The following is a 24594-nucleotide window of genomic DNA, read 5'->3' as shown; positions in this document are numbered from 1 at the left end:
CCGGCGTGCAGACGACGCTGCGCCGGCCGGCGGGTTCGACAGCAGGGCGGTCCGCTTCATTGCGCAGCGCCCGACGTTGCGTGGGTGGCGGACGCGGGCGCGCGCATGGCGGACGCCGGCGATTCCATCGTCGCAGGCTGGCTCGCACCTTGAGCCGCGCTCGCGCTCGCGCCGCCCGACGCGGCCGCGCCGGACGCCGGTTGATGACCGATCGACGGTCCGAGACCGCGCACCGATACCGTCGCCGTGCGTCCGGCGATCATCCGGAAGTCGCTCGGGATTTTGTCGAGCGCGACGCGCACGGGAATCCGTTGTGCGAGCCGGACCCAGCTGAACGCCGGATTCACGTTCGGCAGCAGATTCGAACTCTGGCTGCGGTCGCGGTCCTCGATTGCAGCGACGATGCTCTGCACGTGACCGCGCAACACTTTCGGCTCGCCCATCACCTTGATATCGACAGCCTGGCCGATATCGATGCCGCGCAGCTTGGTTTCTTCGAAATACCCGTCGACGCGGAACGAGTTCATATCCACCACCGACAACACCGCTCGCCCGGCCGCGATGAATTCGCCGACGCGCGGCGCGCGGTCGTTCAGATAGCCGTCCACCGGACTCACGATGGTCGTGCGTTGCAGATTCAGCTTCGCGGTGTCGATCGCGACGTCGGCGTCGGCCAGCGCGGCTTCGGCGGTCTGTACGCGCGAGCGGCTTTCTTCGCCGACTTCGGCCGCGACCAGGTTGCCGAGCGTGCGGTTGCGCGCATCTTCGCGGCGTGCCTGATCGAGCGTGGCGTGCCGTTGCAATGCCGTGGCTTGCGCCTGACGCAGCGCCAGCGCGTAGCGCGCCTGATCGATCACGAACAGGATCTGGCCGCGCTTGACCTGCTGGTTGTCCACCACATCGACGCGGGTGATCAGCCCGGACACGTCGGGCGCGACCTGAATCACGTCGGCGCGCACGTGACCGTCACGCGTCCACGGCGTGTACATGTAGTAGTCGACCATCTTCCACAGCACGACGGCGGCGATCGCGACGACGATCAGGGTCAGAAGAATCTGCCCGACGGAGAACCAGGTTTTTTTCACGTTAAGAATCGATGCGAGACGACAACGACAAGGCCCAGCACCAGAACATAGATGCCGAGATCGAAAATGGAACGATGCCAGACGAAACGGTACAGGCCGACACGCCCCAGCACGGCGCGCACGGCGATATTGATCAGGTACGCGACCAGCATCAGCACGAGCACGGCGGGGACAAAGACGCCAAAGATATCGATTTCGCCGATCATCGGGGGGTGTGTAACGCTAAAGACAGAAGGGACATCGGATAGACGGGCTGGGATTTCATGCGGCGGTCCCTCCGTTCGGCGGAAGCGGCGCGCCGGATGCGGCCGGGAACAGCGACAGACGCATCCCGATCAGCGCATGCAGCGCGTCGCGCAGCCAGCGTTGCGTGTTGCTGGTCGCGCCGGGCGCGTCGGCGTCGGTGTAATCGAGGGTGCCGGGGCCGGTGTCGGCATCGGTCGGCAGATTGTCGCCTGCGGCTTCGCGGGCGAGACCTTCGGCGGTCACGCGGGCCACCGCGCGGTCGATGGTCGTCAGCAGTTCCGGCGGCACGGTCTGGCGGCTGCGCCGCTCGACGTTGTGCTGGAAATAGGCGCTGACATCGGCCAGCACGCGGTCGATCGCGTCGGGCACGTCGCCGCTCAGCTTGCGCCGCGAGCGCCGCAGATCCAGCGCGTTCAGCGCGACGCGCATATCCCGAAAGCTTTCGATCGACGGATGCCGGTGATCGTCGGTCGCGGCGAGCCGTGGAATCAGCTGCATCAACCGGTCGAGCATGCGCGCGTAGAAGTTGCGTTGATCGAGAAGCGGCGCAGTCGATGCGCTCAGCGCGACGTCCGCCCACGTGGAGCGCAGCAGCCGGGCGGCCGCGAGTTCCGCGCCGAATGGGCGGGTCACCTTGGTCCACAGGAATGCAAACAGCAAACCGGCGACGCCCGCGATATTGCTGTTCAGAAACACCAGGAAATCGGCGTCGTAGGCGTTCTGGATGCTGATAAAAGTGGCCGTGTTCACGGCGGTCAGCATCGTCACCATATTGAACTGCGGACGCGGAATCATCGTGCCGACCAGGATGAACGGCCCCGCGAACAGCAGCACGAGCATCGGGAAATCGTGGACGTGCGGCAGCACGACAAATAGGTACAGCCCGGCCAGCACGACGCTGACGGAGGTCGCGGCGAAGAACTTGAACACCTGCGGCGCGGGTTCGTCGAGCGACGCGAAGAAGCAGCACGCCACGGCGGCGAGCGTCGCCGCGCCGGCGCCGTCGGCCCAGCCGGAGCTGATCCAGATCCCGCACGCGACCAGAATCGCACCGACCACGGTGACGGTCGAAAACAGCATCAGTCCGCGGTCGAAGAAGCGTTCGGTGCCGCCGAGCCGCCAGTGGCGGAAATGCGGCCGCCACGAACCCTGTTCGCGCGTGATGATCACGCGCAAGGTCCGGCAGTCCTGCCAGATGTCGATCAGCTGACGCAGCCGCCACAGCGCGTTCGAGATCAACGCGCCTTCCCAGGTGGCGAGTTGCGGCGTGGTCGGTTGCATCGCGTTGATGCGCGTGCGCAGCGCGTCGGCATCGGCGTCGGGCTGGTCGCCGTACCTTGCGTTGGGAATCGGCTGGTCGAACCATTTGATGACGTCGGCGACCAGCGCGTCCATTTCAGGCGGACGGCGGCGTTGATCCGCCAGCAACGCGATCAGCGGATCGGCCAGCGACGACATCACCGGCAACAGGATCTGCATCCGGCCGCGCAGCGCTTGTGCGCGCGCCAGGATGTCGGGGCGGGTGTGGTCGTAAGACAGTTGGCTGAGCAGGAATTCGAGGCCGTTGACGGTAGCCGCAAGCCGTTGCCGCGTCGCCGAAATCTGCTTGCCCGAAATCCGCCCGGACAGCGTTTCGCGCGCGTAGAAGGCGGCGTCGCGGAACCATGCGTCGGTGCGTTCGATCAGCGTCGGCGCAAGGCGGCTCGGCAACACCACACTGCCGACGATGCTCGCGCAGACGATGCCGAGCGTGATTTCCTCGGTCCGCGCGATCGCCAGGTCGAACACGGCGGTGGGATTCGTGACGGCGGGGAAAGCGATCAGGGGCAGCGTATAACCGGCCAGCAGGAATACGTAGCTGCGCGCGGTGCGATCGGACATCGCCAGAAACAGCAGGGTGCCGGTCCATGCACCGACGATCAGCGTAAACAGGAACGGCGATTCGACGAAGGGCGGCACGATCAGCACCGCGCCGGCGGCGCCGAGCGCGGTGCCGAGCGCGCGATACAGCGCCTTGGAACGGGTCGCGCCGACGAACGGGTTCGACACGATATAGACGCTGGCCATCGCCCAGTAAGGGCGCGGCAGTTCCATCTTCAGCCCGATGTACAGCGCGAGCATCGCGGCGGCGAAGGTTTTGACCGAGAACAGCCAGTCGCGGACGGACGGGTAGATCATCGAATGCGGCGCGCGTGGGCGTGGCGCGTGCGCGGCGTGGCGTGGATCGCCGCCGGCAAGTCGTAACGCTGCTGTGCCTGGTCGCGAAGGACCATTGTCTTACTCTCCCTGATCTGCTTTTTTTGCTGATTGCCGAACGGCTTGGCTTGATGCTTTTTTGCACGACGCGCGCCGCGCTTGTGGTACGGCGCGGTGGGTGGCGTTTTTATTTGGTACGGGCGGTATTGTATTTCGGAATGGGATTCCACGCAGCGGAGCATGGGTTGGATTTTTTGTTTTTTGTTTTTTTGTTTGGGGCTGGCGTCGCGCGTTTCTCTCTGCGCTGGGTCGGTTTTCTCGCCTCTGGCGCTCGTCCCGCGTTCGCGTCGCCACCCCACGCATCGTCCCTGTGCGGGACCGCACCTACTTTTCTTTGTCTTGGCAAAGAAAAGTAGGCAAAAGAAAGCCGCCTGGAACCAACCGACTCTTCGTAGGACGGGTGGGGCGGCTTTTGGGTCTTTGGGGTCTTTTGGGTCTTTTTGGGCTGCTTTTTACTGGGTTCGCTTTGTCCAGAAGGTGCGCTGCACGCTCATGACTTCTTCTTCCACTTCCTCGATCGGGCCGATCAGTTCGACTGGCTTCTGGCAGTGATCGAATACATATCGCGAGGAGACGCTCATCGTCGGGTTTTCGCTGTGGTCGCCGGTCGCGGCCAGAAGCCGCTCTTCGGTCATCCCGTATACCACCCGGCCGATGTTCGCCCAGTACGCCGTGCCCGCGCACATGCAACACGGCTCGACCGTCGTGTACAACGTGCATCCCCACAGATACTCCGCCGTGAAGTTCATCGCGGCCACCCGCGCCAGCACCGACTCCGCATGATTCACCGTGTCGACGTTGCCCTGCTCCATCAACACGGTCTCCTGATCCGGCCCAACCAGAATCGCGCCGAACGGATGGTGTCCCATCAACGTGGCCCGCTCCGCCACCCGACTCGCATGCCCAAGATGACGCACGATCTGCTCGCGCGTCGGTGTCAGGCCTTGTGGCGGGTACGTCGGCGTGCCGTCGGAATCCGTCGGCGCGATGGTCAGGCTCATGCTGTCTCCTCGTGTGTCTATTCTGATGATTGTGCTGGCGGGGAATGCCCGTCCGTCAGATTACTTCGGCAGCGTGCCGTCGACGCCTTCGACGAACCAGTTCAGTCGCGACAGTTCCGCGTCGCTCAGCGACTTGCCTGCGGCGACCTTGATCGCGCCCGATTGATCCTTGATCGGACCGGCGAACACGTCGAACTTGCCGGTGCGGATGTCGTCATGCTTCTGCGCTTCGGCCTTCTGCGCGGTTGCCGACACGGCGTCCTTGTTGATGTCTTCCAGATCCAGCGCTTTTTCCTTCATGCCCCACCAGACCGGCGCGTTGGTCCATTTGCCCGACTGAACCTGATCGACCAGATGCGAGTAGTACACGTCCCAATAGCTGACGCACGAACCCAGATGCGCATGCGGACCGAACTTCTTCATGTTCGAATCCCAGCCGAACGCGTGAACGTGCTTCTGTTCGGCGGTCTGCATGGTCGCGGTCGAGTCGGTGTTCTGGATCAGCACGTCGGCGCCCTGGCCGATCAGCGTTTCGGCTGCCTGCTTTTCGAGGCCCGGATCGAACCAGCTGTTGATCCACACGACCTTGACCTTCGCGTTCGGATTCACCGAGCGCGCGCCCATCGTGAATGCATTGATGTTGCGGACCACTTCCGGTACCGGCACCGAGCCGACGAAGCCCAGCACGCCGCTCTTCGACGTATACCCGCCGACCACGCCCGCCAGATACGCGCTCTGATACGTCCGGACGTCATAGGTGCCGAAGTTCGGCGCCTTCTTGTAGCCGGTCGCGTGTTCGAACACGGTGTCCGGGAAATCCTTCGCGACCTTCAGTTCGAAATCCTGGAAACCGAAACTCGTGCCGACGATGATCTTGTTGCCCTTGTTCGCGAGGTCGCGGAACACGCGCTCCGAATCCGCCGATTCCGGCACATTCTCGACGCGCGTCACCTTGATCTTGTCGCCGTATTTCGCTTCGATCGCCTTCACGCCCTGTTCATGCGCATAGGTCCAGCCGGCGTCGCCGGGGTTGCCGAGGTAGACGAACGCGATCCCGATCGGCGCGGTCGTCGCGGCGCTGGCCGCGCCGGCGCTGAACGCGAGCGTCGCGCACAACGCGGCGACGAGGGAAGTCGGCACCAGCGACTTGCCGAATGACTTGCCAACTGAGCGGGCAACTGTGTTCTTGAGCGACTGGCTGAGCGCGCGAGTCATCGTGGCCTTCATGGGATCTCCGTGAACGAGTGGAATGTCGGGTTTTATGTGATTCGGATGAATCGATTGATGCCAGCCGGGAATCCGCGATGCCGAAACCGGCACAACGGTCCTGATCTAGCCCGATATTCGAAGGCCAATTTGTCCGGAAATATTTGTATACGTTATTTTGTTTATATCGAAAGCGTTATGTAGGCTCGCTCTGAATATGCTCATCCCGTGATGAGCCGGGCCGCGTCGGGATCGGATCGATCGCCCAGTTGACGACCTGGCGGCGCGCCGGGCCCGGCACCGCACACGCGACGCGGCCGGTGTAATCCCGCGCGAGCCGGTCTTCGTCGATCCGCCAGCCGCGCGTTTCCAGTTCTTTCACGCGCTTGCGGAACGCGATCTGCAGAGCGTCGGATTTCACCGACACTTCCTGCTGCCACGAATCCGGCACGCGCTCCGGCCGCACGCGTTTGAGGACTTCGTGATCCTGTTCGAAGATCCGCAGATTGCGCGCGATCGTGTTGCGGTCGAACAGCGGCGAGCGCAGGAACGTGCGTCCCATCATCCACCAGGTCCGCGTCCGGTTCGCATCGACGGGCACGTGCGCGGACACGATATGGATCGTCCAGCCGTCGCGCGGCTTGAGTTCCAGCGTCGCGCACGGCCCGGACAGGTGGTAACCGGGCGTCGTCGCGACGTCGACGTGTTCGCCGGTCGGTTGACGACGCAACCAGCCGCGGCGCACCGGACGGCGCATCGTCATCCGCGCGACCGCGCTCCATGTCTGATTGTCGATCTCGAACGCGTCGATTTCCGGATGATCCGGGTCGCCGAACGTCGAGCCGTGGACAAACGGCGCATGCGCGAAGTCGAGTCCGTTTTCGATCACGCGATCCCAGCTCGCGTCCCAGTCGAAATGGCCGCGTACGACCCGCACGGCCGGATCGTCGACCCAGTCCAATTGCGGCAGCGGCGGGCGTTCGGCTTCAGGCAGATCGCCGATAAACGCCCAGATCCAGCCGTAGCGCTCTTCGACCGGATACGCATCGACGCGCGCCTTGGCGGGAATCCGCAGATCCGGTTGCGCGGGAATGTGGGTGCAGACGCCGTCGCCGCCGAAGCGCCAGCCGTGATACGGACACTGGACGCTGCCGCCGACCTTCGCCCCCGCCGACAGCGATCCGCCGCGATGCACGCAGATGTCGGAGAGAACGCAGGGCCGGCCGTCGGCATCGCGAAACGCGACGAACGGCTGGCCGAGCAGGCGCACCGGCATCAACGCATCGGTCAGTTGCGTGGACGGGGCGACGACGTACCAGAGGTTTTTGAGCATGGAGACGAGTGGGGCGGGTGGGCGGTTCTGGAATGACGGCTTCGCGGCGCAAACCGCCGCAGCGCGCGGCGGCCTGGCGCGCGGAAAGCGTAGCACGGTGCACTTGCACCGCGCCGCACGCCCACTCTTTCAGCAGCTTTCCGGCACGCGCCCGGATTGCCGCGACGCGCGAACACGAGCAACCTCGAACCGCCCGATAACGCAAAAAGGGCGAGCCTTCGCGATCGAAGACCCGCCCTTTTTGCCACGACCGTTCCCGGCGTTGTCGAAGACGCCGGGAACGAATCCCTTATTCCGTTCAGGCCGCTGCTTGTTCCGGTACTTCGGCAAGCGCGCGACGGATCACTTCCGCCAGTTCGCTCGCCTGGAATTTCGCCACGTAGCCGTTCGCGCCCGCGTTGCGGACATGCGCCTCGTTGGCCGCGCCCGTCAGCGACGAGTGGATGATCACCGGCAGATCGCGGGTGCGTTCGTCGCCTTTGATCCGGCGCGTCAGCATGAAGCCGTCCATTTCCGGCATTTCGAGGTCGGTCAGCACCAGCGCGATCTTGTCGCGCACGCGCGTGCCGTCTTCCTCGGCGGCTTTCGCGACATCCTGCAACGCGTTCCATGCTTCTTCGCCGGTTTTCGTCATCACGTAATCCGCGCCGATCGCCGTCAGCGCCTGTTCGATCAGCGTGCGTGCGAAGCCGGAGTCGTCGGCGGCGAGGATTTTCGAGCCGCGCGGCAGCAGCAGCGTTTCGCCGACGGAAGCCGGATCGACGCTCGGATGCTGTGCCGGGAACACGTCGCGCAACACCTGTTCGACGTCGATCACCTGCGCGAGCCGCGAGTCGCCGGTATTACCGTCGATACGCGCCATGCTGGTCACCAGACTGCCGCCGACCGCGCCTTCCGCCGACAACACCTGGTTCCACTCCAGCCGCACGATGTCGTCCACTTCCTCGACCGCGAACGCCTGCGTCGAACGCGCGAACTCGGTCACGAGCAGGATGTTCCGACCGCGCGTCGGCTCGCAGCCCATCAGGCGCGGCAAGTCGATCACGGGAATGATCTGGCCGCGAATATTGACGGCGCCCATCACGTAGTCGGACGAACCGGCGATCGGCGTGACGGCGGGCATCGTCGAAATTTCACGAACCTTGAAGACATTGATGCCGTACAACTCGTGAGCGTCGCTGCCGGGCACGGAGCCGAGTCGGAACAGCAACAGTTCGAAGCGGTTGGTGCTTGTCAGGTTGGTGCGTTCGTCGGTTGCGTGCGGGTTGACTGCCATCGGGGTTCTCCGGGTTTCCTGATTGTTGGGCGGTGATGTCGGTCGCGGGTGCGTGATCGAGGTTGTGCCCTGCTTGGTAGTGTTATCGGCGCGTGGTGGTGAAAGTTCAGGGGCGCCGAGCGGAAAGTCGGCCCAGTTTCGGTGTTTAGCTTTTCGTCTGAGTTTTCGGTGCGTTGTCGGGAAAGGGTTTGACGGCTGTTAGCGATCCTCCGGACTTTTTTTAACGAGATGGTGAAGCACGGCGTGTCCGGCTTGGTTCGGGTAGCTAAGGAGGTGCTGCGAGCGTGCTGCAAGTGTCGCGTGACGTGGCTGCGCCGTCGTGTCGCGGAGCGTGGCTTGGGTTTTCAGGGTGGTTTCGAGGTTCGGCAGAGGGACGTCACGAATGTGACCTGCCGTGGCGCACGAAGAGCGGTGTCTTCGGCGTGGTTTTCGATGGTGATCCGGGGCGAATCGAAGCATGCTCCGATTCGCCGCTGGTCACTCGCAATCAATGCTCCGGCGCAGGTGTCGCCCGGTTGTACTCTGCGGCGCCGTCCGCCGCGTTGCGTCACCTGTCCGGGTGGGGTCGGTCATGCGATAAACCTACCAGCCTGTTTATCGGCAGCACCGTACGTTTTTTGAGTCCGTATTGCCACGCGTGACCTTACCGTCCATTTGTCGTGGTGTTCCCCGTTTTTATTGTGGGTACTTCGCTCCGCTGCCTGTTGCATTCGGTCCTGCTGCGCTTCGGGTTCTGCGGCACCGCAATAAATCATCGTCCGGAAAGTCGCCGGGACGGCCGGCGCGACGACGCAATGCTGCCCGCGTTTCAGTGAATATCGTTGCGGCGGCGCGCCGGAAACGGATCGCCGGACGACAGGAACGGCTCCAGGCCGAACAGCCATGCAAAGCCGAAAGTGATCATCGATAACGCGCGAACCGGTTTCGCTGCGTCGCCGTCCGCAGCCGACGCAGCGCCGACGGCGCGGGTCTCGTCGCTGTCGGCGGCAAGCAGGGAAGCCGGGACGTCGGCGGCGGGGCAGTCGTTTTCAAGTGTGTGGAAGCGCATGGCAGTTCTCTCGTTGGAATTGTTCGGCAAGCAGGCTGAGCAAACTGCGTGCCGCACGACGGTTTGCCGGATGGCGCGATGCAGCAATCCGCTTTAAACGGCCGTCCCGCTGACGTTTCCAGCTCCCCGCGATTCCACGACGCGCGGCTTTTGCCGGGCCAAAACTCTTTCCCGTCTGTAAAAGTTCGCTTTTTGTGTAAAAGCGGATGCGTCGTTTTCGTTAAGTCAGAACTACAAATCCGGACGGCTTCGACGTGTCGAAATTGTGTTCAAACCCGACTCAAACCCGGAAAACGCGTCGCGAGCGCGGTTTTGGCATGGTTTCTGCCCGGGCACATGGCTTGCTAAATATTGCCGATTGGCCGGTTGACGGCCTTTTCGCCAACCCAGCCACGATTCCAGGTTTCGACACGCCATCATGACGATCCACGCCTCTGCGGTTTCAGCACGAGCCGACATCGACACCGGGGTTCCCGGTCTCGACGATGTGCTGGGCGGCGGGCTTGTCAGCGGCGGTTTGTATCTGATCGAGGGCATGGCGGGCGCGGGCAAAACGATCCTGTCCAGTCAGATCGGCTTTCACCGGATTCGCCAGGGCGAGCGCGTGCTGTATCTGACGCTGATCGCGGAATCGCACGACAAACTCCTAAGCCACCTCAAAAGTCTGTCGTTCTTCAACGACGCGGCGGTCGCCGAGCAGATGCTGTTCGTGTCCGGCTACCACGAACTGATCGAAGACGGTCTCGACGGCTTTTTGAAGCTGATCGCCGCGAACCTGTCCGAATACCGGCCGCGGATGATGATCATCGACGGCTTTCGCAGCGCGCGCGATTTCAGCGGCACCGATCTCGTGCTGTCGAAATTCATCCACGAACTGAATGCGCTGGTCGCCGCGCTCGACTGCACGACGCTGCTGCTCGCGCCGCTGTCCGGCAACGAGGCGCGGCCTGAACATACGCTGGTCGATGGCCTGATCGAGCTGAGCAGGTACTCCGACGGCATGCGTCGCGCCCGCGAACTCGAAGTGCACAAGATGCGCGGCCGCGATCACCTGCTCGGCAAGCATTTCTTCCGGATTTCGTCGCACGGGCTGTCGGTGTTCCCACGGCTCGAAGCCGGACACACGTTGTCCGCCGCGCCGATGGAACTGCATACGCGGCTCGGCTTCGGCTTGCCGCGTCTGGATGCGCTGCTCGGCGGCGGTTTTGTCAAAGGCTCGACGACCACGCTGATGGGTCCGTCGGGCGTCGGCAAGACCTTGCTGTGCCTGCAATTTCTTGCGGCCGGGCTCGCACAGGGCGAAAAGGCGGTGTATCTCGGCTTTTACGAGTCGCCGCAGCGTCTGACCGGCAAGGCCGAAGCCGTGTCGATTCCGCTCGCGGCCGCGATCGAAGACGGCCGTCTGCTGATCCAGTGGCATCCGTCGATCGAACTGTCGATCGACGAGATAGCCGCGACCGTCGTGCAAGCCGTCGGCGAATCCGGCGCGACGCGTCTCGTGATCGACGGGCTCGACGGCTTTCGCGACTCCGCGCTGCGTCCGGCGCGCTTCGGTCTGTTTTTGAACGCGTTCAGCAACCAGTTGCGCGAACTCGGCGTGACGATCCTGATGACGGAAGAACTGCCGCTATACGGCGATGCAGGCAGCGCGCGCGGCGTGCGTCTGTCGGCGCTCAGTGAAAACCTCGTGCTGTTGCGCTACCTGCAAAGCGGTTCGCGGTTGCGTCATACGATCGCCGTGGTCAAGGTCCGGGAAAGCGCGCACGACGCATCGTTGCGCGAACTGGTGATCGACTCCGGCGGCCTCGACGTGATCGACAGTCTGGGCAACGCCGACAGCGACGTCGATCCCGCGTCCACCGACGGCTTGCCCGCCACCCTTAAAACACGCTCAGATGGTTAGCCCGACATGAAAACCATCCTGGTCGTCGACGACGAATTCGACATTCTGACCGTTTGGCGCCTGTTGCTGGAGCAACAGGGCTATGAAGTGATGACCGCGTCGAACGGCGCGGTGGCGCTGCAACTCGTGCGCGACAACCGGCCCGACCTGATCCTCAGCGACTGCATGATGTCCGTGATGACGGGGCCGCAATTGTGCGCCGCGTTGTACGACGATCCGGACTTGCGCTCGGTGCCGGTGATCCTGTGCAGCGCCGCCGCCGACATTCCGCGCCAACCGAATCCGGTGATCGAATATTGCCGGAAACCGTTGTCGCTCGATGTGCTGCTGAAAATGTTCGACCGTCTGCTGACGTGACGGACGCCGCGCGGAGTCCGCAGCTTGAGCTGGCGCGCAGCACACGCAGCGCCGTCGACTTTATAATCGAACCCCATCTGTTCATGTTGCAATTGACACGATTGAACGACTACCACGATGAGACGCGCGAGCCACGCGCAAACGCAACGACGATGCACACGCAACCGCATACGCCCGGCGCCGCGCCGGATGCGCTCGCCGTTCTGCGCAACGCAACCGCCGAGCAGCACGCGTTGCTGCACCGGATCATGCCGTTGTCGGTGGATACCGACACGATTGACGACTACCTCGATCACCTTGGGTTGCTGCGCGCGTGGCTGGTGCCGCTCGACGCCTGGCTCGCCGGTTTCGACGACGGTCCGCAAGCGCATCCGGCACTGCCCGACGCGCACCGGATCGCGTTGATCGACGCCGACTTCGCGCATGCCAGCGTGCCGGCGGCGTCGCGCCGCGACGATGCCACGACACCCGCTGTCACGCGCTGGGAAGGCGCGCGCAGCGCGGCGTACCGATGGGGCATCAGCTACGTCGTCGAAGGCTCGCAGCTTGGCGGCTCGGTGCTCTACGCACGCTTGAACCAGCGGCTCGCGCCGCATCCGCTCGGTTATCTGCAGGCCGGTCGCGAGCAGGCGGGCGCGCGCTGGTCGGCGGTGATGAAAGCGTTGCGCAGCCAGGTTCAGGCGGCATCGCACGACAGCTCGAACGGCGAACCGGACCGTGGCGTCGCCGACGCCTTGCAAGGCGCGTCCGATGCGTTCGACGCGCTGATCGCACTCGCGCGGCAAGCCGAACCGGCATCCGCCGATCGCGTCTGAGTCGTTGCGTCACGTGAATTCCTACGCGCACCCCGATCCCCAGATGGACAGCCGACAATACGATCCGTCCGAAGCGCCGACGCTCGATGCCGCTGCTGCATTCGAGTGTCTGCCCGACGCTTATCTGATCCTGAACCGACGCCACGAAGTCGTGCTGGCGAACGCCCGTTATCTCGACCTCGTCGGCCAGTCGATGAGCGATATCCGTGGCCGTCCGGTTCACGACATCAACCAGTTCGGCTCCGCGACGCAACGCGAGGCACGACGCTCGCTGCTCGAAACGGCGCTGCGTCAGGTGACGAACGGCGAGTCCGACTGGTCGCCGCTGCTGCGCTACGAAATGCCCGGCCGCCGCGAAAGCGACGGCGGCAAAACCATCACGCGCTACTGGAAAATCAAGGCCAGTCTGCTTCCTGCGCGCGGCGGTCCGGCAGGGCACGGCGGCTATATCGCGGTGCGCGTCAGCGAAGAAACCGACCGCGTCGAAGAACTCGAACGCGAACAGCGCGAGCGCGCGAAACTGCGCTCGCAGGCGCAGCTTCGGCAAGTGCTGGCCGACGAAGCGCGCGCGCAATTGCGCGAGCATCAGGAACGCTTTCAGATTGCGATGACGTTCTCGCAACTCGGCGCGTGGGAGCTCGATCCGGCAACCGGCATGATCGAATGCACGGACCAATGCAAGCGCAACCTCGGGCTCTCGACGTCCGATGTGCTGACCGAAGGCCGGCTGTTCGACGAGATCGTGCATCCCGACGACCGTCCGCGTCTGCGTGCGGCAATGGGTGCCGCGCTCGACCGGCGCGAGCATTTCGAGGTGGACTACCGGACCGGTTGGACCGACGGTCCGGCCCGCTGGATTCTGGTGCGCGGCGTGGGCCGCTATCGGGAAGACGGCTCGCTGGCGATGATTCTCGGCTTTACGCTCGACATCACCGTGCGCAAGGAAGCCGAACTCGAACAGCAAGCCATCGCCGAAAATGAAAAGCGGGCGCGCGAGCACAGCGAACATCTCGCCACCGCGATGGATCACTTCGTCACGACCGTCAGCCACGAACTGCGCTCGCCGCTCAATGCGATCCTGCTATGGACCGACCTGTTGCAGCGCGCCGGCGATCCGCAGCATCTCGCGCGCGCCACCGGCGTGATTCAGCGCAATGCACGGCAGTTGTCGCATATGGTCGACGATCTGCTCGACAGCGGCGCCATCGTCACGGGCAAGCTGTCGGTGCATTTGCAGCCGGTGGATATCGGCGCGCTGGCGGGCCATGTCGCCGAAGATATCCGGATGAACGCGGAGGCGAAAGGGCTGAAACTGATCGCCGACGACCTTGCTTCTTCGATCGTGATGGCCGATGAAAACCGGATGAAGCAGATCGTCTGGAACCTGCTGTCGAACGCGGTGAAGTTCAGCCCGGAAGGCACCGTCGAACTCTCGGTGAGAGAGCGCGACGGGATGGTGGAGCTGGCGGTGCGCGATACCGGTCGCGGTATCGACGCGGAATCGCTCGGGCGTATTTTCGAACGCTTCGAGCAGGTCAACGAAGACGGTTCCGGACGCGTTGCCGGACTCGGCCTCGGATTGTGGCTCGTGAAGAACCTGGTGGATCTGCACCGCGGACAGATTTCAGCCCGGAGCGACGGGCCCGGACAGGGTGCGACCTTTGTCGTGCGCGTGCCGGTTTATCGCTGAGGCTTTCGGCGTGTGCCTGACGCCGTGCGCATGTCGTTCATTCGTTGAACATGCGCATGGCGATTCAAAACACCCATTCAAGGCACATACGGCGGCGGTTCGTTCAGCACCGCCCAGAACATGCCGAGATCGTTGATGGCGGCCATGAAGTCGTCGAATTCGACCGGCTTCACGACATACGCATTCACGCCGAGGTCGTAGCTCTTCAGCAGATCTTTTTCCTCACGCGACGACGTCAGCATCACGACCGGAATGCGCTTGAGCGAATCCGCGCCGCGCACGGCTTTCAGCACTTCGTGGCCGTCTACTTTCGGCAGTTTCTTGTCCAGCAGGATCACCGCCGGATTTTCATCCGGGCGGTCGGCCCATGGACCTTCGCGACGCAGATATTGCAACGCTTCCTCGCCGTCGCGCACCGACACCACCGGATTGGCGATGCGGGTTTTTTCGAGCGCGATCAAGGTCAGTTCGACGTCGTTCGGATTGTCTTCAACCAGCAGGATGGGTCTTAACACGCTAGATATCCTCTACTTCAGCTTGCTTTGATGGTGTCCGGTGCGACGCGCCCCGGTTGCAGGCTCGTCGCTTTTATCCTTGGGCACCGGCTTGAAACGCTTACCCGGCGACACCGAAGTCAAACGCGCGACCGCTGCGGCAGCGGATTCGTCGCCCTGACTGGTGTTCTCCGGCGAGAATACGCGCGGCAGCGAAAAATACAGGGTTGCGCCGTGTTCCGGTTTGCCTTGCGCCCAGGTTTTGCCGCCGTGACGCTCGACGATCCGTTTGACGCCCGCAAGCCCAATGCCCGTGCCTTCGAAATCTTCGAAGCGGTGCAGGCGCTGGAACACGCCGAACAGCTTTTCGACATAACGCATGTCGAAACCGACGCCATTGTCGCGGACGAAAAACACGTCCTGGCCGGCCAGTTCGCTTTCGTTTTCGGCGGGCGGACGGCAACCGATCCCGATCGATGCCGTATCGCGAGTGCCCGTGAATTTTACCGCGTTCTCGATCAGGTTTCGCAGCACGACGTGCAGTAAAACGGCGTCCGCGGTGACGCGCGGCAACGCGCCGATCTGCCAGTCGATTTCGCGGCCGGGCGCATCGCGGACTTCGTCGGCGATCAGCGTATCGACCATCGCGCGAAGATCGACCGATTGCGGTCTGAGCGCGGCGCGTCCCATCTGCGAAAAAGCCAGCAGATCATCGACGAGCTTGCCGCCGAACCGCGCGGACGCAGCGATGCGGCTGACGAAGTGCTTGCCGCGATCGGACAGCCGCGGACCTTCCATTTCCGCGAGTAGATCGGCAAAGCCGACGATGTGCCGCAACGGCGCGCGCAGGTCGTGCGACACGGTGTACGAGAAACCCTCCAGCTCTTTGTTCGCGCGGCCGAGTTCGAGCGCGAGCTGCGCCAGTTCTTCGGCACGGCCGAGCACGATGCCGAGCAGCGCCGTGCGAAATTCCACCGCGATTTCGAGTTCGGCCGGACGCCACGGCAGCGAGCGATCGCGGACCGTATCGGTCCACACGTCGAAGCTCTCGCGCGGCGACAGCGACGCCGACAGTCCCGACAACTTCGCGCGCGGATCTCCCGCCCATTGCACCGTGCGCACCACTTCGACGCGAAACCACAGCACGTAGTTGCGAAATAGCCTCGAAATGGAAACGGCGAGAAGCCCTGCGAATTCAGGATTGCGCGACAGCACGGGACACGCTTGCGCGAGGTTGTCCGATGAAAAAATATCGTCGCGCGTATCGAGCCATTCGACCAGCTTCGCAACCTGCGCTTCGTCGGGCGTTGCGCCGATCAGCACGATGCGGCCGTCGAACACGATCGCCGCGCCGGTCGAGCCGGTCAATTCCAGCAGGTCTTTGGGATCGTTCGCGAGCGAGTCGACGAAGCTGTCGGTGTTCGCCATGGTCGCGAGCAGACGCGCGAGCGTGCGTCGCAAATCGAGCCGGTACGCGGCTTCGGCGCGGTCTTCCTTGGCCTCGATCTGTAGCGACAACACTTGCGCGACGTGCTCGCAGGCGATGCGTACTTCGAACGGCGGCAGACGGGCGCTGTCGTGATGACACGAGATCAATCCCCACAGCTTGCCCCGCACCACGATCGACATCGACATCGACGACAGCGTGCCCATGTTCTTCATGTACTGCACATGCACCGGCGACACGCTGCGCAACGACGCGTGCGTGAGATCGGTCGGGCGGCCGGTGGACGGATCGAGCGGCGGCACGAGCCGGGCGGGCTGGTAGTTGGCGTCGGCGATCAGCCGGATGCGGTTGCGCACGTACAGCGCGCGCGCTTGCGCCGGAATGTCGGAACCCGGAAAGCGCTGGCCGAGGTATGACGCGTAGCCCGGCAGCAACCGTTCGGCGATCACGTGGCCGTTGCCGTCGGCGTCGAAGTTATAGACCATCGTGCGGCCGTAGCCGGTGATCCGCGACACTTCGTCGACGGCGAGTTCGGCAAGGTCTTCGACGGTTTGTACGTCTTCGAGACGATTGATGAAGGTACGCACCAGCGGATACATCGACGAAAACGCGTCGGTCGTGCCGCGTGCCGGTTCGAGTTCGACGAACGCGGCGCCTTCGTGACGATGCACGACCAGCGCGAACGGCGTGGCTTGGCTTGCGTCCTGCGCGGCATGCGACCGGCGAAGCGCGTCGAATGCGCCGATATAAAGCGGTATGCCTTCCTGTTCGAGACCGGCGAGCGCGTCGATGGCCTGGCGCGCCCAGCTTTCGCCGATCAGGTCCGCGAGCGCCTGTCCGGCCAGCGTGGCCGGATCGATCCGCGTCGCGGCGTGCGCGTCGTCGGCAAGCAGGTCGACTGCGTTTTCGCTGGCTTGCAGGATCGTGCCGTCGGCGGCGATGCTGAACAGGTAACCGTGCGGTTGAATGCCGCCCGGGATGTGGATCGGTTCGCGCGCGCAATCGGCGGCGGCGCTTGCTGCGGTGCTGGAGAGCGGAGACAGGACAGGTGTTGCGGGTGCTGCGGATGCTGCGGCGTCAGAGGAACCGGACGGGGGTGAGGCTGCCATAATCGCTCCACGGTCGGGATGACCCATTTTCGCATAGGCCCGCCGGCCGGGTCCGTCGATAGCCCAAGCGTTGGCCATCCGGTCGATGGCAGCCGCCGAACGGTATGCGCGCCTATGTCTTCCGGCTGATCGACCGGCGCGGCATCAGCCCGTAGAATCGCCGCATCTCCACGACGCTTTGCCTGCCGCCATGACGACGCTTCGCTCACTAGCCGTTGCCGCCACGATGTATCGCGGCGAATCGATTGAAAATACGCATCGTGTGCATGTCGCGGTCGTCGATGCAGACGGCCGTTTGCTGTTCGCCGCGGACGATGCCACGCGGATGACACTCGCGCGCTCGGCGGCAAAACCTGCGCAGGCGCTGGCCGTGCTCGAAACCGGCGCGCTGGAGCGTTTCGGTTTCGACGAAGCTGATCTCGCATTGATGTGCGGCTCGCACAGCAGCGAGCCGCGTCATATCGAACGCACGCGCCAGATGCTCGCGAAGGCGCAGGCGGGCGAGGACGATCTGCGTTGCGGCGGCCATGCGCCGCTGTCGGATGAAGTCTGGCGCGACTGGATCCGGCGCGACTTCGTGCCCGGCGGCGTGTGCAGCAACTGTTCGGGCAAGCACGCCGGCATGCTGGCCGGCGCGCAGGCGATCGGCGCAGCGATCCGCAACTATCATTTCCCGGATCATCCGTTGCAGGTGCGCGTGCGCGAAACCGTGGCCAGCCTGTGCGAGTTGCCGGAAGACGACGTCGAATGGGCCATCGACGGCTGCAATCTGCCGACGCCGGCATTCCCGCTGGACCGCCTTGCGCGGATGTACGCGCGAATCGCCGCGGCGGCGGCGCCCGACGCCGTCAATGCCGACAATCCACGCACGCTCGCGCTGGGCCGGATCTATCGCGCGATGTCGTCGTATCCGGACATGGTGGGCGGCGAAGGGCGCTTCTGCACGTTGCTGATGCAGGCGTTCGACGGCGCGCTGATCGGCAAGGTCGGCGCCGACGGCAGTTATGCGATCGGCGTGCGGCCGTCGGCGCATACCGAACGGCTGGGCGCGGACGGCGTGCATCGCGGCCTGGGTATCGCGGTCAAGGTGGAGGACGGCAATATCGGCGTGCTGTATGCGGTGGTCGCGGAACTGCTCGCGTTTCTCGATATCGGCACGCAGACACAACGCGACGCGCTCGACGAATTTCGCGCGCCGTCGCAGCGCAATACGATGGGCGTCGATACGGGGCGGCTCGAAGTACGGATCGAGATGGCCGCTCCGGCGCTGGGCTGATTGCGCGAACCGGTCGGCGGCCGGTTTTCGCCCCCGCCGACCGGTGAGCACGCAACCGTCCCGGGCCTTCACCGCCTGCAGGCTTCGTCCGTATCGATTACATTGCGGGAGGCCTGACCGCCCCGACGCCGTATCGTGCGTGGGGCTCGACCCGCCGCGCGTCGGCTCCGACCGTCGATGCGTGCGGGAATCCGCAATCCAACTGTCGCGTCCATGCCACCGATCGTCTCCGTCTCACAGCTTTCAAAAACCTACGGCACCGGCTTCAAGGCGCTGAAGAACATCAATCTGGAGATTCGCCGCGGCGAAATCTTCGCGTTGCTCGGCCCGAACGGCGCGGGCAAGACCACGTTGATCAGCATCATCTGCGGGATCGTCAATCCGACCGGCGGCACGGTGATGGTCGATGGCCGCAACATCCTCACCGACTACCGCGCCGCACGCGAAATGATCGGACTGGTGCCGCAGGAACTGACCACGGATTCGTTCGAAACCGTCTGGGCGACCGTTTCGTTCAGCCGCGGTCTGTTCGGCAAACCGAAGAACCCGGCCTACATCGAGAAGGTGCTGAAAGACCTCGCGCTGTGGGACAAGCGGAACAACAAGATCATCACGCTTTCGGGCGGGATGAAGCGGCGCGTGCTGATTGCGAAGGCGCTGTCGCACGAACCGCGTGTGCTGTTCCTCGACGAACCCACGGCGGGCGTGGACGTCGAATTGCGACGCGACATGTGGAACCTCGTGCGTTCGCTGAAGGACAACGGCGTGACCATTATCCTGACCACGCACTACATCGAGGAAGCGGAAGAAATGGCCGACCGGATCGGCGTGATCAACGGCGGGGAGATCATGCTGGTCGAAGACAAGACCGAACTGATGCGCAAGCTCGGCAAGAAGCAGTTGACCTTGCAACTGGACAATCCGCTGCAAAGCGTGCCGCCCGCGTTGGCTGCCTATAACGTCGAACTGTCGAAAGACGGCGGCGAACTGATCTACACCTACGACGCCGAAGGCGACCGCGCAAGCATCGCCACGCTGCTCAAGGCACTCGACGACGCGGGCATTCCGTTCAAGGATCTGCACACCACGCAAAGCTCGCTGGAGGATATTTTCGTTGGCCTGCTGCATGGCGAAAACGGCGGCAAGTCCACCGCCGAACAGGTCGAAGCACAACGCGCAACCCGGAGCTGAACCATGAATCTGTACGCAATCCGCGCGATCTACCGCTTCGAAATGGCGCGCACGTGGCGCACGCTGATGCAGAGCATCATCGCGCCGGTCATCTCCACCTCGTTGTATTTCGTCGTGTTCGGCGCGGCCATCGGCTCGCGCATCAAGGAAGTCAACGGGATCAGCTACGGTGCGTTTATCGTGCCGGGTCTGATCATGCTGTCGCTGTTGTCGCAGAGCATTTCGAACGCGTCGTTCGGCATCTACTTTCCGCGTTTTACCGGCACGATCTACGAATTGCTGTCCGCGCCGGTCTCGTATCTTGAGATTGTCGTCAGCTACGTCGGGGCGGCCGCGACGAAGTCCATCCTGCTGGGCCTGATCATTCTTGCCACTGCCGGCCTGTTCGTGCCGCTGCAAATCCTGCATCCGTTCTGGATGATTCTGTTTCTGGTGCTGACGGCGGTCACGTTCAGCCTGTTCGGTTTCATTATCGGCATATGGGCCGACAGCTTCGAGAAACTGCAACTGGTGCCGCTGTTGATCATCACACCGTTGACGTTTCTCGGCGGCAGTTTCTATTCGGTCGATATGCTGTCGCCGTTCTGGAGAGTGGTCACGCTGTTCAATCCGATCGTCTATCTGGTCAGCGGGTTTCGCTGGGCGTTCTACGGTATGGCCGACGTGAACGTCGCGGTCAGTCTCGGCATGACCGCGCTGTTCCTCGCGGTATTCCTCGGCATCGTCGCGTGGATTTTCCGGACCGGCTACCGTCTGAAGAGCTGAAATACGGCGTTTGGTCCGAAGAAAGCCGCGCGCCGCTCGCGCTCACCGGACAGATTTCCGCCGGGAAAAGCGCGCATACTCAAACACAACGCTTGCCGGTTTCCACGCGGTTCCGGGCGTGCCGGCAAGCGGGCAGTCGCTTTCGCATTCAGCCAATGCAGTCGTTTCCCGCCGTTCGCGGCGGCAGGTGTCGAGCTCATGGTCATGCCTTTGCCGGACAAGCCGACTGGCGCGCTTCACATATTCGCCGAGCATCTCAGGCAGCACCGTGTCGAACTGACCGAACGCTGGATGCGCGCGGTCTTTCACGATGCCGAGTTGACCGACTCGGACCGGCTGACTTACGAACAGCTTGCCGATCACATCCCCAATATTCTCGAAGAAATCTGCGTCGCGTTGCAGGACCAGGACTTCGACCAGGTCGAGCCCGCGATCGAACGCGATGCGCGCCAGCACGGCAAATTGCGTTGGCGGCAGGGTTACCGGATCGATGAACTGGTGCGCGAACTCGACCTGTTCCGGCAAATGCTCGCGGGCGCGATCGTCGAGTTCAGCGAGTCGCGGGCGGGTTTCACGCGGCGTCACGAGGAACGCGCACGGCAGTTGATCGATGAAGCCGTCAGCTTCGTCACGCTGACGTCGATCCGCGAGGTCGTCACCGAGCGTGACCGCAAGATCGACGAATACACCGGCCGTCTGGAACGCGCGAACGCCGAGCTGAAGCTCAAGCAGCGCCTCGTCTCCGATCTCCACGAATCCAGAATGCAGATCACGCGCAGCGTCGTGCACGATCTGCGCAATTTCCTGAATGTGTTTTCGATGGCGCTGCAACTGATGTCGCGCGCGCCCGCCAAGCTCGATGCCGCGTTGGCGCTGGCGACGCGCCAGGCCGCCGACATGAAGACGCTGGTCGATGAACTGGTCGAATATTCGATCGTGCTCGGCGACGCGAACCCGGTTGCCATCGAGCGTTTCGATCTGCGCGAACTGTTCGATGAACTGGTCGCAAGCTGCAAACCCGCCATCGAAGGCAAAGGCCTCGCACTCGTCGCATCGTTCGACCCGGCGTTGAGCGAGATCGACAGCAACCGGCTCAAGCTCAAGCAGGTCGCGCTGAACCTGCTGACCAACGCGTCGAAATACACCCGGGCGGGCGAAATCGGCTTCGCAATGTTTGCCGACGGCGACGACCACTGGCGGCTGCACGTCGCGGATACGGGCGTCGGCATTCGCGCGGCGGATCGCGAGCGCGTGTTTCGCGAGTTCGAACGAGCCGCATCGCCCGATGTGCCGGGCGCGGGGCTCGGTCTCGCGATCGTCAAGGAATTGAGCCGTGTGCTGGACGGCGAGATCCGTTTCGTGTCGCGCGAAGGCGAAGGCACCGCGTTCGATATCGTGTTTCCGGTGCGGCTCGACACCACCGGATGACGCATGCGCGGCGCGATGATGCGCCGTATCGTGCGTTGCCGTTCTCTCCGGCGCTTTTCCGTGTCCTCCCTGGTTGTCCAGCGCGATCCGCCGGCTGCGGCTGTCATCGGCGGGTCATACGCGTGCGAATAATGTGGTCGTAACGATCGTCCCGTTCGAAGACGATGCCCGGCTCTTCCCCGCACGAGAACAAACCATGTCCAACAAGCCTGTTTCCGATGTGTCGACGACCGAGCCGAACGCGACGGTGTCTCGCCGCGGCTTCCTCAAACTCGCGGGCGCGTCCGGATTCGCGACCGCCGCCGGCACGATCGCCGGACCCGCACGATCCGCGACGGCGACACCCGACGGCACGCCTGAGCAGGTCCACTTGACCTGGGGCGCGGATCCTGCGTCGGAAGTGGTGGTCTCCTGGGCCTCGCTCGCGCAGGCGAGCAATCCGCGCGTCGTGGTGAGCGGGCCGAACGGCACGAAGACGACCGTGCACGGCGTGTTGCGCACCTACACCGACGGTCTGAACGGCGAGATCGTCTGTACGTACCACGCGCATCTGCGCGATCTGCATGCCGCGACGCGCTACCAATACGACGTCACCGCCGACAACGACAGCAACGCCGCGAGCCCGTTCTCCGCGAGTTTCGATACTGCGCCGCGCGGTCGCACGCCATTCCGCTGGACCAGCTACGGCGACCTCGCGACGCCCAATACCGGCTGGGTGTTGTCGTCGCCGCAGAGCCGTTTCGCCGTGCAGGCGGTCGAGCGCTTCCAGCCGCTGTTCCATTTGCTGAACGGCGATCTTTGCTACGCGAACCTGAACCCGGCGCATCAGCCGGACGTGTGGCGCGACTTCGGCAACAACAATCAGACGTCGTCGAGCAACCGTCCGTGGATGCCGTGTCCGGGCAACCACGAGGTCGAGTTTCACAACGGCGTGCAAGGGCTGACGTCGTATCTGACGCGCTACACGCTGCCCGACAACGGCACGCGGTTTCCGGGCCGCTGGTACAGCTTCCGCGTGAGTTCGGTGCTGTTCGTGTCGCTGGATGCGGACGACGTGGTTTATCAGGATGCCGCCGCGTTCGTCGCGGGTCCGAGCCCGCTGGTGCCGGCCGCCAGCACCGGCAATGCGCCGATCCCGCCCGGCACGTCGTTTTACATTCGCGGTTACAGCAACGGCGAGCAGACGCGCTGGCTGGAAAAGACCTTGCGTCATGCCAACGACGATCCGGATATCGACTGGATCGTCGTGCAGATGCATCAGGACGCGCTGAGTTCGTCAAAGACCGGCAACGGCTCGGATAAAGGCATCCGCGAGGCATGGCTGCCGCTGTTCGACCGGTATGGGGTCGATCTCGTGCTGTGCGGCCACGATCACGACTACGAGCGCAGCTATCCGGTTCGCGGCTGCAATCATCACGCCGGCACCGATACGACGACCGGCGCGCGCGTCGATACGTTGCAGCCGCGTCCGGTGACGACCTCGCATTCGGTCGACGGGACGTTCGATACGAGTCACGGCACGATCCATCTGATTCTCGGCGGCGGCGGCACCAGTGCGCCGCTCGACGTGTACGGCCTCGACACGGGCACAGGCAACCCGCAGGCGCAGGTGTTCACGCGGCCGAACCGTCCGGTGCCGGGCCCGAGCGCCGGCACCTTCGTGCGCCACACGGCCGACGCCGTCGAAGATGCAATCTGGTCAGCGCAACGCGATACCGGAACCGGCTATGGCATCGCCGTGTTCGACCATGAGCCGGGCAAGCCGGGCGGCAAGACCACGATCACGATGCGCTACTACCACGCGCCCGGCGCCGACCAGACGCCGACCGCGAATTACGAGCTATTCGAAACGATCGTCCTGTCGAAAGACCGGCGCGGCTGATTTTTTGCAGCATGCGATCCCGGCGCGGCGGTGCGGTTGCCGCTGTGCCGGGGTTCGTCGGCGATGCGTGTGCGGTGTCGCTGTATCGCCGTATCGCCGCATCGCCGCATCGCGTCAGCGTGTGATCGGACCGGCGTCGGGAAGCGGATTGCCGAGTGCGTCGGTCGGAACGGCTTGCCGCTCGAACGCGGCGAAATACGCCGCCCATTGCGCGCCGGCCAGATCGACCATCAGCGCGCCGTCCTGCCAGATGTCGTTGTGGTCGTTACTGTCGTCGCCCTGGCGATGCAGGAACGAGCCGCTCGATCCCTGGTTCATATGCGTGTCGTGAATGCCGTTGCCTTCCGAGTATTCGCGGCCGAACACGTACAGGTCCAAACCCTTTTGCTGCGCGGCGTTCACGAGCCGTAGCACCGACGGAATCGGCTCGGCGTTTTCGGTGCCGTCCATCACGTCGCTGGCGCGCCACGTGCCGGTGTTGTCCAGCACATCGCTGCGCATGAAGTCGAGCGCGGGCAACGCGTGCTGGTCTGTCAGCGAGTGATAGCCCTCGGACGCGTTCGCGAGCGTTTGCGTGACGGGATGCGCGAAGTCGTAGACGAGCTTGTATTGGAGCAGGTCGTCGGAGTCGTTGGTGCCGACGTTGATCGCGACGTCCCAGTCGCCGCCGGGCACCGCCAGCGTCACGTGAACGTGATACTGGATTTCGTGGCCGTGGCCCGCGGACTTGAGTCCCGCGACGCGTTTGACCTTCGATTTGACAAAGCCGTAAGCAAGACTCAATGA

21 protein-coding genes are annotated in these 24594 nt (G+C 63.8%); 9 read left to right on the top strand and 12 right to left on the bottom strand.

Annotated elements, in window-relative coordinates; genetic code table 11:
- Positions 1 to 56: 56 nt before the first annotated feature.
- The 9 genes from PW947_RS04645 to PW947_RS04605 all read right to left on the bottom strand — a co-directional run bounded on the left by PW947_RS04645 (position 57) and on the right by PW947_RS04605 (position 9451).
- Positions 57 to 1085: an efflux RND transporter periplasmic adaptor subunit gene (locus PW947_RS04645; RefSeq protein ID WP_299629903.1), complete on the bottom strand. Its 1029-nt coding sequence runs from the start codon at positions 1083 to 1085 to the stop codon at positions 57 to 59.
- Positions 1082 to 1291 (bottom strand): DUF1656 domain-containing protein, encoded by a 210-nt coding sequence (locus PW947_RS04640; RefSeq protein ID WP_299629902.1) that lies wholly within the window; start codon positions 1289 to 1291, stop codon positions 1082 to 1084. Before PW947_RS04640 ends, PW947_RS04645 begins: the two co-directional genes overlap by 4 nt.
- Positions 1292 to 1346: 55 nt before the next feature.
- The gene (locus tag PW947_RS04635; protein ID WP_299629901.1) at positions 1347 to 3509 is read right to left on the bottom strand and encodes an FUSC family protein; all 2163 of its coding nucleotides are present in this window, start codon (positions 3507 to 3509) and stop codon (positions 1347 to 1349) included.
- Positions 3506 to 3757, bottom strand: coding sequence for a hypothetical protein (locus PW947_RS04630; RefSeq protein WP_299629900.1), 252 nt, complete (start codon positions 3755 to 3757; stop codon positions 3506 to 3508). The genes PW947_RS04635 and PW947_RS04630 overlap by 4 nt, the downstream gene beginning before the upstream one ends.
- A 282-nt stretch (positions 3758 to 4039) precedes the next feature.
- Positions 4040 to 4588 carry a nucleoside deaminase gene (locus PW947_RS04625; RefSeq protein ID WP_299629899.1) on the bottom strand — a complete coding sequence of 183 codons (549 nt, stop codon included), beginning with the start codon at positions 4586 to 4588 and terminating at the stop codon, positions 4040 to 4042.
- Positions 4589 to 4648: 60 nt separating this feature from the next.
- Positions 4649 to 5815: a BMP family ABC transporter substrate-binding protein gene (locus tag PW947_RS04620; RefSeq protein ID WP_299629898.1), complete on the bottom strand. Its 1167-nt coding sequence runs from the start codon at positions 5813 to 5815 to the stop codon at positions 4649 to 4651.
- A 175-nt stretch (positions 5816 to 5990) separates the two neighbouring features.
- Entirely contained in the window at positions 5991 to 7127 is a 1137-nt protein-coding gene (locus PW947_RS04615; RefSeq protein ID WP_299629897.1) for an aromatic ring-hydroxylating dioxygenase subunit alpha, read from the bottom strand.
- Positions 7128 to 7425: 298 nt separating this feature from the next.
- Complete coding sequence (locus PW947_RS04610; RefSeq protein WP_299629896.1) at positions 7426 to 8403, bottom strand: chemotaxis protein; 978 nt, start codon at positions 8401 to 8403, stop codon at positions 7426 to 7428.
- Positions 8404 to 9211: 808 nt separating this feature from the next.
- Positions 9212 to 9451 carry a hypothetical protein gene (locus PW947_RS04605; RefSeq protein WP_299629895.1) on the bottom strand — a complete coding sequence of 80 codons (240 nt, stop codon included), beginning with the start codon at positions 9449 to 9451 and terminating at the stop codon, positions 9212 to 9214.
- Positions 9452 to 9869: 418 nt separating this feature from the next.
- Here PW947_RS04605 and PW947_RS04600 point away from each other — a divergent pair, with 418 nt between their 5' ends.
- The 4 genes from PW947_RS04600 (at position 9870) to PW947_RS04585 (ending at position 14216) form a co-directional block, all read left to right on the top strand.
- A complete protein-coding gene (locus PW947_RS04600) occupies positions 9870 to 11354 on the top strand; it encodes an ATPase domain-containing protein (protein ID WP_299629894.1) in 1485 nt (494 codons plus the stop codon).
- A gap of 6 nt (positions 11355 to 11360) precedes the next feature.
- Positions 11361 to 11711: a response regulator gene (locus PW947_RS04595; RefSeq protein ID WP_299629893.1), complete on the top strand. Its 351-nt coding sequence runs from the start codon at positions 11361 to 11363 to the stop codon at positions 11709 to 11711.
- Between the two features lie 152 nt (positions 11712 to 11863).
- A complete protein-coding gene (locus tag PW947_RS04590; protein ID WP_299629892.1) occupies positions 11864 to 12526 on the top strand; it encodes a biliverdin-producing heme oxygenase in 663 nt (220 codons plus the stop codon).
- 43 nt (positions 12527 to 12569) lie between these two features.
- Positions 12570 to 14216: a PAS domain-containing sensor histidine kinase gene (locus PW947_RS04585; protein ID WP_299629891.1), complete on the top strand. Its 1647-nt coding sequence runs from the start codon at positions 12570 to 12572 to the stop codon at positions 14214 to 14216.
- 77 nt (positions 14217 to 14293) lie between these two features.
- On the opposite strand, the gene PW947_RS04580 is transcribed toward PW947_RS04585, so the two are convergent.
- Entirely contained in the window at positions 14294 to 14731 is a 438-nt protein-coding gene (locus PW947_RS04580) for a response regulator (RefSeq protein WP_299629890.1), read from the bottom strand.
- Between the two features lie 12 nt (positions 14732 to 14743).
- The gene (locus PW947_RS04575) at positions 14744 to 17266 is read right to left on the bottom strand and encodes an ATP-binding protein (RefSeq protein ID WP_299629889.1); all 2523 of its coding nucleotides are present in this window, start codon (positions 17264 to 17266) and stop codon (positions 14744 to 14746) included.
- 190 nt (positions 17267 to 17456) lie between these two features.
- Here PW947_RS04575 and PW947_RS04570 point away from each other — a divergent pair, with 190 nt between their 5' ends.
- From PW947_RS04570 to PW947_RS04550, 5 genes are all read left to right on the top strand, one after another.
- Positions 17457 to 18542, top strand: coding sequence for an asparaginase (locus PW947_RS04570; protein ID WP_299629888.1), 1086 nt, complete (start codon positions 17457 to 17459; stop codon positions 18540 to 18542).
- Positions 18543 to 18755: 213 nt separating this feature from the next.
- A complete protein-coding gene (locus PW947_RS04565) occupies positions 18756 to 19733 on the top strand; it encodes an ABC transporter ATP-binding protein (RefSeq protein ID WP_299629887.1) in 978 nt (325 codons plus the stop codon).
- Between the two features lie 3 nt (positions 19734 to 19736).
- Positions 19737 to 20498 carry an ABC transporter permease gene (locus PW947_RS04560; protein ID WP_299629886.1) on the top strand — a complete coding sequence of 254 codons (762 nt, stop codon included), beginning with the start codon at positions 19737 to 19739 and terminating at the stop codon, positions 20496 to 20498.
- Positions 20499 to 20696: 198 nt separating this feature from the next.
- The gene (locus PW947_RS04555; protein WP_299629885.1) at positions 20697 to 21926 is read left to right on the top strand and encodes a sensor histidine kinase; all 1230 of its coding nucleotides are present in this window, start codon (positions 20697 to 20699) and stop codon (positions 21924 to 21926) included.
- 196 nt (positions 21927 to 22122) lie between these two features.
- Positions 22123 to 23808 carry a metallophosphoesterase family protein gene (locus PW947_RS04550; RefSeq protein ID WP_299629884.1) on the top strand — a complete coding sequence of 562 codons (1686 nt, stop codon included), beginning with the start codon at positions 22123 to 22125 and terminating at the stop codon, positions 23806 to 23808.
- Between the two features lie 114 nt (positions 23809 to 23922).
- On the opposite strand, the gene PW947_RS04545 is transcribed toward PW947_RS04550, so the two are convergent.
- Positions 23923 to 24591 carry a DUF2278 family protein gene (locus PW947_RS04545; protein ID WP_299629883.1) on the bottom strand — a complete coding sequence of 223 codons (669 nt, stop codon included), beginning with the start codon at positions 24589 to 24591 and terminating at the stop codon, positions 23923 to 23925.
- Between the last annotated feature and the right edge of the window lie 3 nt (positions 24592 to 24594).

Source organism: Paraburkholderia sp., from assembly GCF_028283785.1.
Lineage (GTDB): Bacteria > Pseudomonadota > Gammaproteobacteria > Burkholderiales > Burkholderiaceae > Paraburkholderia.
This window is presented reverse-complemented; position numbering and strand designations above follow the sequence as displayed.

Excerpts from the sequence above, each read along its gene's own strand:
- PW947_RS04640 (WP_299629902.1), bottom strand. The coding sequence starts at position 1,291 with ATGATCGGCGAAATCGATATCTTTGGCGTCTTTGTCCCCGCCGTGCTC.
- PW947_RS04635 (WP_299629901.1), bottom strand. The coding sequence starts at position 3,509 with ATGATCTACCCGTCCGTCCGCGACTGGCTGTTCTCGGTCAAAACCTTC.
- PW947_RS04625 (WP_299629899.1), bottom strand. The coding sequence starts at position 4,588 with ATGAGCCTGACCATCGCGCCGACGGATTCCGACGGCACGCCGACGTAC.
- PW947_RS04620 (WP_299629898.1), bottom strand. The coding sequence starts at position 5,815 with ATGAAGGCCACGATGACTCGCGCGCTCAGCCAGTCGCTCAAGAACACA.
- PW947_RS04615 (WP_299629897.1), bottom strand. The coding sequence starts at position 7,127 with ATGCTCAAAAACCTCTGGTACGTCGTCGCCCCGTCCACGCAACTGACC.
- PW947_RS04610 (WP_299629896.1), bottom strand. The coding sequence starts at position 8,403 with ATGGCAGTCAACCCGCACGCAACCGACGAACGCACCAACCTGACAAGC.
- PW947_RS04605 (WP_299629895.1), bottom strand. The coding sequence starts at position 9,451 with ATGCGCTTCCACACACTTGAAAACGACTGCCCCGCCGCCGACGTCCCG.
- PW947_RS04600 (WP_299629894.1), top strand. The coding sequence starts at position 9,870 with ATGACGATCCACGCCTCTGCGGTTTCAGCACGAGCCGACATCGACACC.
- PW947_RS04595 (WP_299629893.1), top strand. The coding sequence starts at position 11,361 with ATGAAAACCATCCTGGTCGTCGACGACGAATTCGACATTCTGACCGTT.
- PW947_RS04590 (WP_299629892.1), top strand. The coding sequence starts at position 11,864 with ATGCACACGCAACCGCATACGCCCGGCGCCGCGCCGGATGCGCTCGCC.
- PW947_RS04585 (WP_299629891.1), top strand. The coding sequence starts at position 12,570 with ATGGACAGCCGACAATACGATCCGTCCGAAGCGCCGACGCTCGATGCC.
- PW947_RS04575 (WP_299629889.1), bottom strand. The coding sequence starts at position 17,266 with ATGGCAGCCTCACCCCCGTCCGGTTCCTCTGACGCCGCAGCATCCGCA.
- PW947_RS04570 (WP_299629888.1), top strand. The coding sequence starts at position 17,457 with ATGACGACGCTTCGCTCACTAGCCGTTGCCGCCACGATGTATCGCGGC.
- PW947_RS04565 (WP_299629887.1), top strand. The coding sequence starts at position 18,756 with ATGCCACCGATCGTCTCCGTCTCACAGCTTTCAAAAACCTACGGCACC.
- PW947_RS04560 (WP_299629886.1), top strand. The coding sequence starts at position 19,737 with ATGAATCTGTACGCAATCCGCGCGATCTACCGCTTCGAAATGGCGCGC.
- PW947_RS04555 (WP_299629885.1), top strand. The coding sequence starts at position 20,697 with ATGGTCATGCCTTTGCCGGACAAGCCGACTGGCGCGCTTCACATATTC.
- PW947_RS04550 (WP_299629884.1), top strand. The coding sequence starts at position 22,123 with ATGTCCAACAAGCCTGTTTCCGATGTGTCGACGACCGAGCCGAACGCG.